13 protein-coding genes and 1 tRNA gene are annotated in these 16,089 nt (G+C 39.0%); 9 read left to right on the top strand and 5 right to left on the bottom strand.

Translation table 11 applies throughout. The features are described from left to right. Positions 1-4: 4 nt before the first annotated feature. Positions 5-826, bottom strand: coding sequence for an Rpn family recombination-promoting nuclease/putative transposase (locus H8S90_RS24240; protein WP_187340337.1), 822 nt, complete (start codon positions 824-826; stop codon positions 5-7). A 146-nt stretch (positions 827-972) separates the two neighbouring features. Here H8S90_RS24240 and H8S90_RS24235 point away from each other — a divergent pair, with 146 nt between their 5' ends. Next, positions 973-1,407 (top strand): hypothetical protein, encoded by a 435-nt coding sequence (locus tag H8S90_RS24235; protein WP_187340336.1) that lies wholly within the window; start codon positions 973-975, stop codon positions 1,405-1,407. Positions 1,408-1,423: 16 nt separating this feature from the next. Continuing rightward, positions 1,424-2,788 carry a M43 family zinc metalloprotease gene (locus tag H8S90_RS24230; RefSeq protein WP_187340335.1) on the top strand — a complete coding sequence of 455 codons (1,365 nt, stop codon included), beginning with the start codon at positions 1,424-1,426 and terminating at the stop codon, positions 2,786-2,788. A 717-nt stretch (positions 2,789-3,505) separates the two neighbouring features. Here the strand turns inward: H8S90_RS24230 and H8S90_RS24225 are convergent. Both H8S90_RS24225 and dinB read right to left on the bottom strand, forming a co-directional pair. After that, the gene (locus H8S90_RS24225; protein ID WP_187340334.1) at positions 3,506-6,448 is read right to left on the bottom strand and encodes a DNA polymerase III subunit alpha; all 2,943 of its coding nucleotides are present in this window, start codon (positions 6,446-6,448) and stop codon (positions 3,506-3,508) included. Positions 6,449-6,451: 3 nt separating this feature from the next. Next, positions 6,452-7,612 carry a DNA polymerase IV gene (gene dinB / locus H8S90_RS24220; RefSeq protein WP_187340333.1) on the bottom strand — a complete coding sequence of 387 codons (1,161 nt, stop codon included), beginning with the start codon at positions 7,610-7,612 and terminating at the stop codon, positions 6,452-6,454. A gap of 300 nt (positions 7,613-7,912) precedes the next feature. Here dinB and H8S90_RS26300 point away from each other — a divergent pair, with 300 nt between their 5' ends. The 7 genes from H8S90_RS26300 (at position 7,913) to H8S90_RS24190 (ending at position 14,724) form a co-directional block, all read left to right on the top strand. Next, on the top strand, positions 7,913-8,044 hold the full coding sequence (locus tag H8S90_RS26300) for a hypothetical protein (protein WP_255501724.1): 132 nt from the start codon (positions 7,913-7,915) through the stop codon (positions 8,042-8,044). A 52-nt stretch (positions 8,045-8,096) separates the two neighbouring features. After that, positions 8,097-8,459, top strand: a complete 363-nt coding sequence (locus tag H8S90_RS24215; protein WP_187340332.1) for a hypothetical protein — start codon at positions 8,097-8,099, stop codon at positions 8,457-8,459. 23 nt (positions 8,460-8,482) lie between these two features. Beyond that, complete coding sequence (locus H8S90_RS24210; protein WP_187339052.1) at positions 8,483-8,782, top strand: transposase; 300 nt, start codon at positions 8,483-8,485, stop codon at positions 8,780-8,782. Further along, entirely contained in the window at positions 8,695-9,645 is a 951-nt protein-coding gene (locus H8S90_RS24205; RefSeq protein ID WP_187342851.1) for an IS3 family transposase, read from the top strand. Before H8S90_RS24210 ends, H8S90_RS24205 begins: the two co-directional genes overlap by 88 nt. Before the next feature lie 189 nt (positions 9,646-9,834). After that, positions 9,835-11,574 carry an ATP-dependent RecD-like DNA helicase gene (locus H8S90_RS24200; RefSeq protein ID WP_187340331.1) on the top strand — a complete coding sequence of 580 codons (1,740 nt, stop codon included), beginning with the start codon at positions 9,835-9,837 and terminating at the stop codon, positions 11,572-11,574. Position 11,575: 1 nt separating this feature from the next. Next, complete coding sequence (locus tag H8S90_RS24195; RefSeq protein WP_187340330.1) at positions 11,576-14,131, top strand: lipopolysaccharide assembly protein LapB; 2,556 nt, start codon at positions 11,576-11,578, stop codon at positions 14,129-14,131. 26 nt (positions 14,132-14,157) lie between these two features. After that, positions 14,158-14,724, top strand: a complete 567-nt coding sequence (locus tag H8S90_RS24190; RefSeq protein ID WP_187340329.1) for a hypothetical protein — start codon at positions 14,158-14,160, stop codon at positions 14,722-14,724. 93 nt (positions 14,725-14,817) lie between these two features. Here H8S90_RS24190 and H8S90_RS24185 read toward each other — a convergent pair. Then, a tRNA-Pro gene (locus H8S90_RS24185) sits at positions 14,818-14,891 on the bottom strand. 371 nt (positions 14,892-15,262) lie between these two features. After that, positions 15,263-16,039, bottom strand: a complete 777-nt coding sequence (locus H8S90_RS24180) for an HAD-IIA family hydrolase (protein WP_187340328.1) — start codon at positions 16,037-16,039, stop codon at positions 15,263-15,265. Positions 16,040-16,089 lie beyond the last annotated feature (50 nt).

Here is a 16,089-nt window from a genome sequence, read left to right as displayed (position 1 = left end):
AAGACTACAACTTCTCGATCTCTTTGAGAGAAAGCTTGGTGAATTTGGCAATCTGATCTACAGGTATCCCATCCTTTTTCATCTCACGGGCAATAGTAGTCCGCTCCTTTAATTCGCCTTTTGCTTCTCCCTTTGCCTCACCTCTACGGAATAAAGGATCTTTTTCCTCTTTAAAAAATTTTGTTATCGTTTCCATAGCTTCGTCGAATTGATGTTCTAATTTACGTAATTGAACCAAGACCCGCAACTGGTTAAAATATCGGCTCTCCGTTAAGTCACCGCCAGCAACAGACCTTATCTCCTGTAGTATCATTGTAATTGCCTCTACAGGGCTGTCATCTACAAAGTTAGCTAAAATTGCCAAGATTTTCTCTTCCGGTTTATCAGATTGAAGAAATATTTTGTAGTCTATCGTGGAGAGTGATACCAGATTATAACGGAACTGCAAATCTTCCGTTGCAAGGTTTACGGCCATGTTCGGTTTGGCCGCTCCAATGAAAATAACATACTGCTTGACGGAAATATGATATCTCCGCTGCAACATGATGCTGTACTCGGCCATGCGGAATATCATATCCTTATCGTTTTTAGCCTGATATTCTATATGGAGAACGTAAGTTTCTCCATTGGTATCGGTTACTTTTTTAAGCAGATCAGGCTTGCGCTCTTTGGTGTGCTGCACATCGTCGGGCAATTCTTCGCTACTCACAATGTTGAGCTTTAACAGATGTTCAACGATCCCCGGTAGTACTGTTTCCATGTTTTCACGGAAAATCTTATCATACTGATTGGTTTGTTTGTTCTGTTTGTCTCTGTTATTGGGCATATGCAAAAATAAGGACTGAAAGTTTAATTATGGCAATGATCTCTGGAAAAAACAAAATTAATTTCAATATTGATGTAGCAATAAAGATAGACTAAACGTCTTAATAATAACCATTTTACCGCATATACCACATTTAATATCCGCATATGAAAAAGTTCCTGATGACCATGATTATAATATCTTTATTTTTTAATAGTTCCTGTGATAAGGATGACAACGGTGACAATAACGGCCCCATTGCCCTTCAGGGGAAATGGAAACTGACAGAAACACTAAGGACGGATGTCTACTACACCGATGAACAAAATTCAGCATGGCAAAAGGTGCCGGACAGTGAATCTTTTGAAATTGAATTAACCGTAGACAGTCAGTTGATCTCTTACGAAACAGATCCTCCATGTCAAGGAACCTATTCCGTAAAAGAAGACAATACGATAGAAATAAAAGCTCCCTGCATGTCAGAAGGTTTTGATCCTACCTATCCCCCCGGTATGAGCCTTACAGAAGAGAATCTTTTAATCTCTTACAGAGCAGGTGATGAAGGGAGCTTTATCAGGAAGTTTACTAAAATTTCTAATTAACATAAGTTTTTAAGTTATGAATGGAACCACTGAAAATGAGAACGCTCAAGGAGCATTGAACATTGTTTGCGGTACGGTAACCGATATTCCGGATATCCTTTTGCAACAGGAGGCACTAGTAACCCCTTTATTGGAAACCCCCGCTTATTTTAAGTTTTTTTTCCATATTGTCCGATATAGCAACGGTTCGGGAAATGAACCGGCAAGTTATCTCAATAGTATGGTGAGCTCGATAAATCAATACTATGAAGACACTGATATCTTCTTTCTTCATGCGGGATACGATGAGATATTGAGCGACTATTTCGCAAATATGACGCCTAACATGTATGCTGAACTGTTCGCCACCAATGTTCAACCAAATGTTATTAATGTATACCTGCTTCCGAATGATTTTCCACCTGGCTCCGGTGGTTGGGGCGGAAGAGCTGATAACATACCGGGTACTGCCCTGATTATGGCTTATTCGAATTTTGTCATCGGTCAAAGCACATTTCCCCATGAAGTTGGACATGTTCTTGGCCTGTATCATACGCATCATGCCCTTGAACCCGGAGGGTGTGCCGAAACACCAACTAACTGTACAGTATGCGGAGATTTTGTCTGTGACACACCGCCCGATCCCGACCTGTCAAACACAGGATATGTAGATTCATGGACTTGTGCGTACACGGGACCATCGGGATATTCTCCTGATACGGCAAACATTATGTCTTATTCATTTGATAATTGCCGTACAAGGTTTTCACTGGGCCAGATCACAAGAATGAAAAGCATTATAGACGGTAACGTTCCTCTGCAACTCATGCTGTTCAGGATTGCCGGTCCCGATAGCATCTGTGATACAGGAACTTTTAGTGTTCCGGGTATAACTGGCGCCACTTATACTTGGAGTGTCGGTACAGGGCTGACAATATTATCGGGTCAGGGAACCAATTCCGTGCAGATACAATCAAATGTTCTTACAAACAGTGCCTCCATAAGTCTTTCGGTAAGCGGGCTATCCTATTTACCCGCAGGCGTAACCATTAGCCGTACCATTACGACCATACTGACACAGGATCTTATTACCTTTGAAGGGATTGCCAATAAATTTGCTGTTCCCATCTGTCCGGGTCAGACGATCATGGTTTCCCTATTATATAATGGTCAGTCGTTGTCGATAGGAAATCCATATGGTATAACAAGCGCCCAATGGGGGCCAGCAGCTCCGGGCTTATCGATCGCCCCAACAACGGGTACGCCAAGCCTTGTAAGCGGCTCATCATGTTATGTAACCAGAGCACCGGAGGGCCAGCTTATCGGTGGAAGTGTGAGCGTACACCTTGTGGACAACTGTGGTAACAGAACCGGGCAGTACATCACTTTCGTAAATTGCTAGTACTATTAAATCAATGATTTCAAAGACTTCGCAGTAGACGAAACTGTTGATTTATTCTCTATTTAGAAATTAATATTATCTTTACGTAGGTTTAGGTTGATTGCCCTGATAGCACTTCCCAAGTGCTGTTGGGGCATCTATATAATCTTTTTCCCGGACTCGATGCATACGATATGCTCATAAACTTAAAGTATGGATGACAGAACCGGATAAAACTAAATAGGCGATGAACAATCCCGTGTATCTAATGGCTTTTTTGATGGTTTTACCATGTCTAATCCTTGGTGTTACTATCAGTGCAATTGGAATATATTGGTTACAAGGAGGCACGAGAGGATTGGCATTGATACACGGTATACCAGTGTTGAAAAGAAGGAGTTTAAGGTTTTTGGAAAAAATATTCTATGTAGTTATCACTTTTCTTCCTTTGTTAATTTTTCTCACAGATCTTTCTATACTCAAGGTTGTAACTTTTTCAAAGGAAACCACCGAAACCTTAGTAAAGATTTCGATAATCCCGCTCTTGATTTTTACGATTTTTTGCGGTGTAAACGCAACAGAGAATAAGGTGAAGGAAACATTAAGTTCAAGAGAATATAAATTCTTCATTGCAATTGTATTTTTGTGCTTTTACAACAGTATTGTCCACGCTCTCACTTATCTTGCATTTATTGACCCAACGGGAGAAAGTCTTCGTTTGCGGCCATTTTAGCAGTCTTACCCCATTACAGGGTTGTCCTTTATTGGGAGCTTGGCAAACCTTGTTACCTCTATACTGGGGAAATCGAAATCCATCACAACCTTTCCCTCTATCAGATAACAGCCCGTACCCCGAAAAGGATATACAGGCGTATTGTTGGGGAAGTGGGTAGTATCGAAAAAATTTCCTTCAACATCCAAAAACGTACCGAACCACATTTTTTTATTGTTCTTGGTATGGACGGTTTTCTCGCACACATAGTTGCCTACCATTTTCACTACTTTGCCTTCGTAACGGCCAAGATCAGCGGCCATCAGATCACCTCTATAGTTTGTTTTTAATAGATCGAACATAGAAAGCGTGAGCGGATAGCCCAAAAGTTCCAGTTCCTGATAAGAACTTTCAAGCGGGCAGTCAGGCAGATCAGGCATTTTATACGCCTTCGCTGGGGTACTGAACAGTTCGGAACAGTTGCTTGGCTTTGTTTTCTGCCCTAGATATTGATGCACATTCCATAAAAGTGCTTTTTTTGTCATCCCTATAAAGCGCAGTGCGCCCAAACGGATCAATGTGATACAGTGTTCCAAGGTGATGCCTGTCCGTTTGATGAAGTCTTCGAGGTTTTTATAAGCACCATTCCTGATTCTTTCTTCGGGTATCCGTTGAACATAGCAACCATCCAGCCCCTGAATACCGATCAGTCCAAGATACACATCTGTACCTTTTATACTGACTTTTTCCATACTATTGTTAACGCATGGAAGATGTACGTTGGCTCCTGTTTTTTGAAGCTCATAGACATATAACCATCGCTGATAAAAACCTCCGTAATTGTTTAAAACGGCAACCATGAACTCCATCGGGTAATAGGTCTTGAGATAAAGGCTCTGGTAACTCTCAACCGCAAAACTTGCAGAATGCGCCTTACTGAAGCTGTATCCGGCAAAACTACTTACCTGCCGCCATACTTCCTTTGTCGTTTCCTCATCCCTGCCGATCTCATTGGCTTTCTGGAAGAATTTTTCCACCAGTTTATCAAATTCGGCTTTCGAACGATATTTGCCACTCATTGCTCTCCTTAACACATCGGCATCGGCCATGTCCAGCCCCGCATAGTGGTGGCAGACTTTGATCACGTCCTCTTGGTATACCATCACGCCATATGTTTCCTTAAGCTGTTCTTCCATCACCGGATGTAGATACTTTACCTCATCGGGATGATGGAAATAATAAATATAATTCTTCATCATTCCCGATGAAGCTACTCCGGGACGGATAATGGAACTTGCCGCCACCAGCGTAAGATAATCTCCGCACTGTAACTTTTTAAGCAGTTGGCGCATGGCAGGACTCTCGATATAAAAGCAGCCTATTGTATTCCCCGATTTAAGACGTCTGTTCACCTGATCATCTATAAGGAAAGACTGGACATTGTGTACATCTACCTTTTCCTTTTTATTGAACAAGATGAGATTGGCCGCTTCTTTGATATGGCCGATCCCCCTCTGGGAAAGGATATCAAACTTGTCCAATCCGATCGCTTCTGCCTCGTACATATCCCATTGAGCGGTCGGCATGCCTTTTGGTGGCAGATCCAAAGCGGTATAATAGGTAATAGGTTCTTCGGAGATCAGGACACCCCCGGCATGGATGCTCCGTTGATTGGGCATATCCTGCATATAGGCATGTATGGCCATTATCTTTTTAAATTCGGGATTATCCTTATTTTGCGCATCCCGTGTCGGATCGGTGAAGCTGTCTATCTCTGCCTTTGGTAGCCCAAGCACTTTCCCGATTTCACGGATAACAGAGCGGTCACCAAAGGTACTCATGGTACCGAGTAGGGCAGTGTGGCTTTTTCCGTAGCGTTTAAAAATGTAATCCTGTACATCCTCCCGTTCATCCCAACTATAGTCAATATCAAAGTCAGGGGGTGCAGACCGCTTTGGATTTAAGAAACGTTCGAAATACAGATCGAGCCTGATTGGGTCTACATCCGTTATGCGGAGCGAATATGCTACCGCACTGTTGGCGCCCGACCCCCTTCCAACGTGATAATAACCTTTCCCCATAGAATAGCGGATGATATCATATGTGATCAGAAAATAAGCAGAAAAATCCAGATCGTCTACCACTTTAAGCTCATTACCTATCTTCATTTGGGCCTTTTTATTGTTTGGCCCATAGCGGTACAACATGCCGTCGCATGTCAGTTTGTTGAGCAATGCCATATCGTCTTTTTTACTGCCTGTAAAAGTTTTACGGTTCAGTTTACCAAAGTGGTAGGCATCGGTATTGCAATCTGCAAGCAGATCTTTCGTATTCCCGATAATATGGGGATGATCTCCGAACATTTTTTCTACATCCATTGGAGAGATAAAATATTCGTCCTGATGGCATTTATCCTTTTCCTCTACTTTGCTCAAAACTGTTTTCAGATCGATTGCTCTCAGATAGCTGTGCAGGCGATACTCCAATGTACTTCCAAAAGTGACCGGATGTAATGCCACCAGCCTGTCTTTTATTGCCGATAAATCTTTCCGAAACATTTTTTTAAGTTCGGTATAACGGATACCGATCCGCTCATTTTCCAATAGTTTGATCGGTGCATTCGACAGGGGATAAATTGTATAAGCGTTTGTGAAATGAGGTGCCCTATCCGGAAGTTCAGTTTTGTCCAGGTTATGATCCGTCAGGAACTCGTTAATCTCTCGCATCCCTTCTTTGTTTTTTGCGATAGCAATATATAGCAATTGGCCGTTTTTGCGGAACTCCATACCAATAATAGGCCGTATGCCCGCTTTCCTACAGAGGCGGATAAACTTCATGCAACCCGAAGAGTTATTGATGTCTGTGAGCACCATTTCCGTGATACCCAGTTTAATGGCAGTTTCTACAATGGTTTCCAGTGCCATTGTGCCGTAGCGCAGACTAAAGTGTGAATGTACATTGAGAAACATACGTTAATAATCTAAATCCATCGTTCCCGCAAGCTTAACAGCATCCGTCCCATAGCGGTTCCTGATCCGATCCATCATCTGGTAGAGATTGTATATTTTTTGCCTGTCACTGTACAGTTCAATCTGTTCAAATCCACTTACAAGATGGGAAAACTTTACCCCGACCAGCCGAATGAGCATCCTACGGTCATAAAGTTGGGTAAATAGCTCTTTTGCTTTCTCCATCAGTACATTATCCAGCGCTGTATAAGGTATTTTCGCCTGCCTGCTTACCGTTTCAAAATTCGAATAGCGGATCGTAACCGTAACACAGGCGGTAAGTTTTCTTTTCTGCCTCATTTCGAAGGCAATATGGGTTACCATCGCCATCAATAGGTTTTTAATGGCTGTGATGTCCATTGTATCGGCATCGAACGTGCTCTGTGTACCGATCGACTTCTGCTCTCTGTACGGAACGATAGGGGAATTGTCTATGCCGTGGGCCTTTTGCCAAATGGAAAGCCCGTTCTTTCCCATTAGCTTGAACATCATTTCCTGTGGTACTTCGGTCAGCTTCCCTATAAAACGGATACCCATTTCAGACAGTTTAACAAAAGTGGCATCTCCAAGCCCAGGAATTTTCCTGATGGATAAAGGGTTTAAAAAAGGCTGTACCAATTGCCTTGCTACTTCTTTTTCGCCATTCGGTTTACATTCGTTGGTAACCATTTTACTGACTGTTTTATTGACGGACAGCCCAAAGGAAATGGGCAAACGGGTTTCGTTAATGACCTTTTCCCTTAGTTCGTGCGCAAATTTCATGCAGCCGAAGAAACGCTCCATTCCAGTCATGTCAATATAATGCTCATCAATAGACGCCTTCTCTAAAAGCGGCACCTGTTCGATAAGAATATCGGTTATTTCATGACTTGCCTTGGTATACTCATCCATGTTTCCCCTGATGAATATGGCATGCGGACAAAGCTGCTTGGCCATACGGGAAGGCATGGCCGAACGTACACCGTATTTCCTTGCCTCATAGCTGCAACTTGCCACGACACCCCGATCGGAAGTACCCCCGATGATGACAGGGGCATTCTTTAATTTTGGGTTTTTTCTCACCTCAACAGATACAAAAAAAGCATCCTGATCCATATGGATGACGTTTCTATCACCTATTACCATACCCCATTAAGTTAGATTATCGATTGCAAAGTTATGCTAATATTTTTAGTAAATACAAGTGTTGTGCTAAAATTGTTGTCAATGTATTAAAAATACGAGCTAAATAGGCCACAACAACCTTTACATATAGAAAAACAACTTTCACATATAGAATCCCGCCATTCAAACCAAGTTGCTTGAAACAGCCTGTATATCGTCCGAAATTCGGTAAAGGATATCCAGAAAACCTCATGGCCGTAGGTAGGGAGTAACCGAAAACCCTTGATCAGAGTAGGCATTGGTTTAACTATTAATACACAAATGATGAAACGCAAAAGAGGAAAATCCCGGATAAGTAAACTTTTCAGGCAGCCGATTACTTTACTCGCACTGGAAGTTTTTATGCTGGCAGCAGAGAAAGAAGAGAAATGTATACCCTATGAAGGACTATAGTTGTATTGTTTACTACCCGGCGGCGTTTGCTGTCGGGCTTATTCTTTAAGAAATGGATAACACCTTAATGAAAAGCAACAACCGCTACTTTATTGTGAACCATAAAAAATTTCCCCTGGGACCTATGCACCCCTTTTGGTATAAATTTCAGGTGGTGAGTGCCAGTTTCCGTAATTTCCTTCCATCGCTGGTATATAGCGAGCATGAGCCGAATTTCTTCAGATTATTGCTTAACCAAAGGCAAACCTACTTCGAGCAGTCGCTTCCGAGCGTACCCAATAACCTTAAAGTCCGTTTTCATGGATGCTCTTTACGGGATATAAGAGATAGACCGGGAGTGATCTCTACTTTTCACAGCGGGTCTTTCCGTGTGATAGGACATGGAGTTGCTACCTTTAAAGCGAGACAGATTTAGACAGTAATTTTAAATTTGTAGAAATGCATAGAAAATTTGATGATTCGTTTAAGATAATGGCGGTCGATTTGAGCGTTGTTAAGGGATCTGTAGCCGATGTAGCTAAGGAATTAGACATAGACCCCAGTTTACTGAGTAAATGGCGTAGAAATCCACGTTATAATGGGAATAAGGTTTTACCTGACAATCCCAAGATCAGTCCGGAGGAGCAGGAGTTAAGGATTTTACGCAAGAAATTAAGAGATACAGAATTAGAACGCGATATCTTAAAAAAGGCCATAGCCATCTTCTCCAGGGGAGACGGTCCATATACCGGTTCATAAAGGAGAACCGAGAAGTATATTCCGTAGAGAAGATGTGCGAAGTATTGAACGTTAGCAGCAGTTGTTTTTACCGTTGGCTGGTTTGGCCCGAATCCCCCAGGGAACAACGCAGTAAAGCACTTGTGGATAAAATACAGCAGGTACACAGTGACAGTAAGTATATCTATGGCAGCCCACGGATAACCGCAGAGCTGCACAAAAAAGGTGAAATGGTATCAAGAAGCTACGTAGCAAGATTGATGAAGAAACATGGGATACGAAGTAAGGTTAAGAAAAAATATAGGGTGACCACAGATTCGAGCCATAGTTATAGGATAGCTGAAAATCTCCTCCAAAGAGATTTTTCAGCGGATTCCCTATCGCAAAAATGGGTTAGCGACATTACTTACATCCATACCGGCAAAGGGTGGCTTTATCTAACAACGGTTATCGATCTGGCGGACAGAAAAGTCATTGGATGGTCTTTAAGCACCGATATGACGACTAAAAACACTTCTGTACAAGCCATCAAAATGGCTATTAGAAACCGAGGTATCAAAGATGGTCTTATCTTCCATTCGGATAGAGGGATCCAATATGCCTGCGATGAATTCAGGAGGGTAATTGTAAAAAACAAGATACTTCAAAGCATGAGTAGGAAGGCCAATTGCTGGGACAATGCAGTAGCTGAGAGCTTTTTCAAGACACTAAAGGCTGAAATGATCTACCATAGAAAATTCATCGATCAGCAATCGGCTAAATTGGAGATCTTTGGATATATTGAAGGTTTTTATAATACCAAAAGAACACATTCTGCCCTGGGATATAAAACCCCTAAGCAGATCGAAGAGATGCTATTGGAAAAAGAGAAAATGGCAGCATAAAAAAGTCTCCTATTTTAAGTTGCAATTCCACACAAGGCTTGCACTATACACAAGACAATTTATTCAAGCAAAGAACTCAAAGAGTTTAAAACCAAAGACGAAGACGGAACAGAAACTTTCAAATTTTACTTTGAAGTTAGAATAAGTGAAGACCCGACAAATACAGTTTACATCATTGACGAAGCCTCAATGATTTCAAATGTTTATTCGGAAGGCGAATTTTTTAGATTTGGTTCGGGCTTTTTGCTTAAAGACTTAATTCGTTACATCAATTTTGACAACAATGACCACAACAAAAAAATAATTTTCATTGGCGACAACGCACAGTTGCCACCCGTAAATATGAATTTTTCGCCAGCACTTGACGGAAGATACTTGCAAGAAAATTGCGGACTTGTTTCAAACGAATTTGAATTGACCGAAGTTGTAAGACAAAAAGCAGACAGCGGAATACTTCACAACGCAACCAAAATTCGTCAATCTTTAAAAGAAAATATTTTCAATAAACTTGACATTGAAACAGATTTTAAAGACATCAACAAAACAAAATATGAAGAATTGTTGTCGAAATATTTGCAAGCCTGCAACAACACAATAGACGAAGAAACGATAATTGTTGCTTATTCAAATTCAGCCGTAAAAGGTTACAACGACTTTGTGAGAAATCATTTTTTTCCAAATCAACAAACAATTACAGTTGGCGACAAAGTAATTTTATTGAGTAATAACTACAATTATCCACAAATGGAATTGCTAAATGGCGACATTGGTTTTGTTGTAGAAGTTTCACCAACACCCGAAAGAAGAACAACTCTACTAAAACGGAAAAATAGCAAAAACGTAGTTGAAGAAATAAAAGTTCCGCTAACTTTTCGGAATGTTACAATTACTTTCACAGACGAAAATTTTAAGAAACACGATATAGAATGTAAAATAATTGAGAACTTATTATACTCACATCAAAGGGATTTGAGTTCAGACGAATTGAAAGCACTTTACATTGATTTCAAAATCCGAAACAAAAATTTAAAAATCGGAACACAGCCATTTAAAGACGCTTTGCGAAGCGACAAGTATTTTAACGCTTTGCGTATAAAATTTGGCTACGCCATTACTTGCCACAAAGCACAAGGCGGAGAATGGAAAAATACATTTTTGAATTGCAAAACTTCAATGGGTTATTTCAATTCAAGTTATTTCCGTTGGCTTTATACAGGAATTACAAGGGCAAAAGAAAACTTGTTTACGCTTGATGAACCGCATTTTAGCATTGCAAGCAATATTCAACCGCCCAAAATTGAAAACATAAAACCAAGAGAAGATATTCTTGCGTTAAACACAGAAATTACGGAAATAGAATTGCCGTTTGATTTTTCAAATCAAACGAATTTTGTAAAACATATTTATCTGACAATTTGCGAATTTTTGAAAGATGAAAATATAAACATCAGCGACATTCGCCACACAAGCTATTTAGAGCATTATACATTTTCGCAAGGAAACGAAATTGCGATTTTTAAAATCCATTACAATGGACAAAACAAAATCACAAGAATAGAAAAGCCTGCAAGTTCAACGATATTTATTGAAAGTGTTTATTCAAAACTTGCTAATCTTCAAAACAAGACAATTATTGTTGCAGAATCCAAAATAACCGAAACGGAATTTGAATTTGAACAAGCGTTTCAAAAAGAGTTTTACGAAATTTTAAAGGCAAAATTAGAACCGTTCAATTTTCAAATTGCGAAAATTGAACACAAACAGTATCACGAAATTTATGAAATAAAGAAAAACGGTTTTACAGCGACATACAAATTTTGGTATGACGGTAATTTTAGGTTCAAAAAAACAGAACTCATTCCAACAAGAACAACAGGTTTAGGTTTAGCGGAAGAAATTAAGGAACTCTTATTAGAAAAAGTATCTTGATATGGACTCTAAAACCGTTTTTGAATTGCGAAAAGAAGCACAGAGTTTATCAGGGATTGAAAAACTCAATAAGCTAAACAATGCTCTAAATATCTCACGAAATCTATACTTAGAGGATAGTTCAGATGAATGGATTCAAAAAGCATTTGCTTGGGTTCTAATAGATTTGTGTAAATACTATTTAGCAGAAAGAAACTTGAATCAAGCAGGAGTATGTTATAACGAACTTAATACAATAAACTTTCGAGGTTATGATGATGATATAATTGAAAATCAAAAAAACTTTCTTCGTCCAAAGATTGACACAAATTATTCGGAGGTTCAAAGAGCGGAAGAATTAAGCAGAAACGGAAATCATCAAGAAGCATTAGCTATTTTTAAAAACCTGATTTCTCAAAACAGACTAACAGAACTACATCACGAAAGTTACGGTTGGGTAATCTACCGATATATAAAAGCAGAAGAAAGCAATCTTTCATCGGTTGAAGTAAGAACGTTTTTTAGAGATTATATGAACTTAAAGAATGAAAGACCGTCAATGCTTCATTCTATGATTTTAAATTTTGCTTTAAACTATTCAAAAACACACAGCGACTTTAAGTTTTACAACTTTTTCCTTTTGTGGAATCCTGACAATCTTCGCTACGAAGATTTGCACGATGGATATAAAGACGGAAAAGATATTCCTTCGCTTATTTCACGCATTTGCAGAGAGTTTGTAAATTCAGACACCGAAATAAACATTGAAGAATTTTTAAGCAAAATTGACCTTGGCAAAGAAACCGTCTTAGACTTTTTCAGAGAAACCATTTTTTGGAATATTTTCAATGCTCACAAGGAAAATAAATTTTCCGAATTGTGGAATTTGTTTGAGCAATACAATAACAATTACTCCAAACACGGACAATCAAAATGGCATTCCGAAATTTTAAGTCTTGCTGAAAGATTTATGAAAGAAAATGACGAATGGCGTTTTCTAAATTTTTTCAAGAATTGGAATCCCGAAAATTTAAGAACTGACGATTGGAAAGAAACAAAAAAAGACGAACACATATACAAACCATTAGCAACAAAAGCAATTAAAAAGGCTTTTGAAGTTATGAAAACTCAAACATCTGAACAGAATTCATCTTGGCTTATTCAGCCTTATGAAAAAGCAATCAAATTATTTCCTGACGATGAATGGTTGTTACGAGAAAAAGCCTTGCTTCATTTCAAAAACAACGAATTAGAATTAGCAATCAAAATATACAAACAACTTGTTTTGGAACTTGCAGACAAACATTACGTTTGGCAAGAATTTTCAGATTGTATTGTTTCCGAGAATTCCTTAAAAATCGGAATGTTGTCAAAAGCATTGAGTTTAGAAAAAAACGAAGATTTTTTAGGCGACATTCATTTGGATTTAGCAAAGGTTCTAATTGACGAAAACCTATTAGAAAACGCACTTGTAGAACTTGAAGCATACAAGAAACATCGGGAAATAAAAGGTTGGAAATTGTCATCGGTTTTTGACGAATTACACAAAAAGGCAAGTTCGGTTAAACAAAGTCTAAAAGACAATCAGGAACTATACAAAAAATACATTCCTTTTGCTGAAAGCTTTGCGTATGCTGATTTTGATTGTACAGAAGTTGTTCTCGCAGACAAATGGAGAGACGAAAAAGGAAAAGAGCGTTTGACTTTTACTGACGGAAAAACAATAGAGTTTGCAATTAGTAAAAATCGTTTTGAAGTATTGAAACAATCCGAATTAGGGCAGATTTTCAAATTCAAACTTTACAAGCAGGAAATTAAAAAAGAAGTTGAAGCAAAGTTCGCTTGGTTTGGCAAAACTGTTATTACAGAATACAAGTATATTCCACTCATTGCGGACAAGACGGAAAAAAAACATTGGGAAATACTGAATGACATTTTTGCGGTTGTTGATTACATCAACAAAGAGAAAAACATCATTCACGCAATAACAACGGAAAACAAAGAAGTCTTTTTCCCACAAATCAAAAACGAATTGCAAATTGGAGATTTCGTAACAGCAAAGAGTTACATCAAAAAAGTAAAAGACGAAAACAGAACAGAACTGCGACAAATTCAGAAAATTGACAAAGGTTCTGTCATTTCAAAATTCCAAACTCAAATTGCAATCGTTGACGGAGTGAACGAGCAAAAGCAATTATTTCATTTTGTTATTTCGTCCAAGTTGCAAGGAATTGTCAGGTTCACAGAAACAAATCTAAGACCAAGCGAAGGCGATTTTATTAAACTTTCATTTGCTACAAAAACGGACAAAGACAAAAAAATAAGAGTGAAAATATTATCTATTGAACTAACAGAAGAAGCAAATCCAAACTTACGAAAAGACATTGTGGGCTTTTTGGAGGTAAAATACAAAGACTATAATTATGAAGAAGAAGATCCTGACTTTGCTTTTATAGGAGATTATTATGTGCCGAAATACCTTTTGGAAAAACACAACATTACTGGCGATTGCAAAGTGAATGCAAGAGCAATTTATGCAGGCGACAAATGGAAAGTAACAGAAGTTCAAAAAACATAACACTTAAGAATATATAACTTGCATATATGGATAACAATCAAAATTTTAATTACCACATTATTCCAATAAAAACCAAAACACCATGGCTAATGGATCACCGTGTTTTTTATTTTCAATTAGGAAAAAGACCGAAATACGAAGCATTTGTTAAAAAGAACTACGAAGTGATAAACAGAATTGCGAATCAGAACGGACTATCGTTCATCTTCCATAGGCATTTTACAGAAAACAATATAGATCATTCTCAAATTGATCACGAATTTTTCAAGGAAATATCCAACATAGATGAAAAGAAGTTTTATGATGAGTTAGAATGGCAGATTTTTACTTATCAAGCGATAGACCCTGTATATATTGTAAGAAAATACAATGACACTTCTTTAATTGCTTGGGGATACGATACCTTTAAAAAAGGTAAAAGAGGGTTGAAGTTCCCTTATGAGGCGTTGCTCCCATTAGATGAAATAACTTTGGGAGAATATTGCCAGTTAGACCCTTATTCTGATCAAAATTGGAATCTTAATACCGAATATATGGCGTTAAGATTGGATAAAACAAAGCTACTTCTTAATAAAGAAACTTCACAACCTTAACTTTTCTCAACTTAACAACTTCGGAAAATCCACACAATTCAGTCCGAAATATGTCCGAAAATAGAAAAAGCCACTGATAATCAGTGGCTTTTGTCGGGGTGGCAGGATTCGAACCTACGACCTCCACATCCCAAATGTGGCGCGATACCGGGCTACGCTACACCCCGATCATGGCATCACCTTTATTGAGGTGCAAATATAGGCTTAAGTTTTAATTTGTCAAATGGTATTTAACAACAAACAAGTAACTTGCTGAATGCAAACGAAATAATTTACTCATTAAAATATAGCCGCTTCTTTATCATAAAATTTGATTATAACCACCACCATCCGCAGCGATCAACATAGCATCCGGCTTAGGGTTAAATGAAGTGAAAGCTAATTAGGTAGCTAAGAGAACTCCAGAATTTACTTATACAGATCACGGAAAATCGTTAGAAGGCATTTTAAATGAAAACTATAACTGGAGCGAATGTCAGAAAGACTGAGCTAAAGTGGGTTTTCAAAATAACGAAAAAGTGCGGATCATTTCACACATTCATCGCCACCACTCAAGCGGAAATTTTATTTCGTCGACAGACCCTACTACCAGATCAGGTTTAAAAGCATACCTCTCTAAATCTTCTTTTTTGGCAATGCCGGAGAGCACCAAAATTGTCTTATAGCCCATCTGTACACCACCTTGTATGTCAGTTTCCATGGTATCACCTATTACCGTAGTCTCAGCAGTTTCCAAACCCAAAAACTTTCTGGCCGAACGCATCATTACAGGGCTTGGTTTACCTATCACAAAAGCTTCCCTCCCTGTAGCCTCCTCTATCATTGCGGTAGTAGCGGCAATTCCCAAATTGTTCCAGCCAGGTTTTTTGGGAGAGGGATCTCTGTTCGTTGTGATAAATTTGGCACCTGCCAATATCATATCTACAGCGCGCAGAACCATTTCCAAGGTAAAATTCCTTCCCTCTCCCAACACAACAAACTCTGGATCGGTCTCTACCTGTTTAATTCCATTTTCATACAAGCTGGTTAACAGCCCACCTTCTCCCAACACATAGGCTGTACCGTTGGGGTTTTGGCTTGCCAAAAACTTAGCTGTAGCCATAGCGCTGGTATACACATGATTTTCAGTAACCGTTATCCCCAACCTTTTAAGTTTCCGAACAACTTCAAGAGCTGTACGCTGACTGTTATTGGTCATGAAAGCAAAAGGTATGTTGTTTTCCATAAGGTAACTGATGAAACGATCAGCACCCTGAATCATCGTCTCTCCTCCATAAATAACCCCATCCATATCAATTAAAAGTCCGTATTTCATCTGCATAATCTTTAGCACTTCAACAGTTTTACACGACACTTTGTTGGCTA

Source organism: Olivibacter sp. SDN3, assembly GCF_014334135.1.
Classification (GTDB): Bacteria; Bacteroidota; Bacteroidia; order Sphingobacteriales; family Sphingobacteriaceae; genus Olivibacter.
The sequence above is the reverse complement of the archived record's forward strand: the minus strand, read 5'-3'. Positions and strand labels throughout refer to the sequence as shown.